We start from the raw sequence: 1069 nt of genomic DNA, 5'->3' as shown, positions 1-1069 counted from the left end.
CAAGCACGGTTTGGAATTGGAGTTGGCGAAGGTGACTTCCCTTTCGACCATAACATAGCAGTCCGGCGAGTGACCCAAGATAATCAAGGCAAGAAAACAGCCGGTGTTGATGGAATGAGAGCAATCTCTCCAAGACAAAGGTTTGAAATTGTCAAGAGCATCAAGGGAAATCTCAAAGCAAAACCACTGCGACGGGTGTGGATACCAAAACCTGGAAGGGATGAAAAAAGCGGGAATGGGAATACCCACAATCCAAGACAGAGCAAGGCAAGCCTTGGTTAAGTCGGCTCTCGAACCTGAATGGGAATCGAGATTTGAAGGCACAAGCTACGGGTTCCGTCCCGGACGGTCAACCCACGACGCAATAGCACGAATTTACCTAAGCATCCGCAAAGGTGAATACTATGTACTAGATGCTGATATAGCGTGCGAGACGTTTAGGAGTGAAATAGGGCTGCAATGCTCGAAATAACCTCCTAGAGGGGAATCAACTGATTCAACCCAGTTACCCCTTAACTGTTTATATGTTCCAACGCTCGAGCAGAGGAGCAAGGCAGGAAACTCAAGGTCAATCCCATTTTAAGAAATCGCAAAATACCGTCCAAATATACCTAGGAGGAGTATTAAACCACTTGGTGCGATTATGGGATAGAGTAACGGCGATAGCCACCCCCAATTTGAGGATTCACACTCCTAGGGTTGAAGCGGGGAACGGAAGGCGTAATAGGGGAACCTACCTCTCACTCGACCACTGCCAACCATCCATGATTAAGGAGACTGAATGTCCGGCTTGAACCATCGTAAGAATTGAGTAGCGAAACAGGTTGATACGCTGCGCTCAAAAGAGCAAGGGAAAAAGTAGGTGGCTATTCTAACTACCTACACAGACCTTTAAAGTACCCCGGTGGACAGGACAAATCTAAAGATGAAATGCCCATATAAACGGAACGTTATAACCCCTTTCAGGCTCTGACAATCTGGTCGAGGTAGTCAGTAGTGATAAGTGTAAGCGCAAGGTGCGAGACGTTCGGGTATGAAATAGGGCTGAAATGCCCGAAATAACTACCCG

2 protein-coding genes are annotated in these 1069 nt (G+C 47.2%); both read left to right on the top strand.

Going from position 1 to position 1069, the window contains the following annotated elements; translation table 11 throughout:
- On the top strand, positions 1–282 hold a 282-nt coding region (locus tag P5683_RS25170; protein ID WP_315641223.1), incomplete at its 5' end, for a reverse transcriptase N-terminal domain-containing protein.
- The gene (locus P5683_RS25165) at positions 221–472 is read left to right on the top strand and encodes a reverse transcriptase domain-containing protein (RefSeq protein ID WP_006625929.1); all 252 of its coding nucleotides are present in this window, start codon (positions 221–223) and stop codon (positions 470–472) included. The genes P5683_RS25170 and P5683_RS25165, both read left to right, overlap by 62 nt.
- The last annotated feature ends 597 nt before the right edge of the window (positions 473–1069 follow it).

The organism is Limnospira sp. PMC 1279.21 (genome assembly GCF_032349615.1).
GTDB classification, from domain to species: domain Bacteria; phylum Cyanobacteriota; class Cyanobacteriia; order Cyanobacteriales; family Microcoleaceae; genus Limnospira; species Limnospira fusiformis.
Note: the sequence above shows the minus strand (reverse complement) of the source record. Positions and strands in the feature narration are given on the sequence as shown.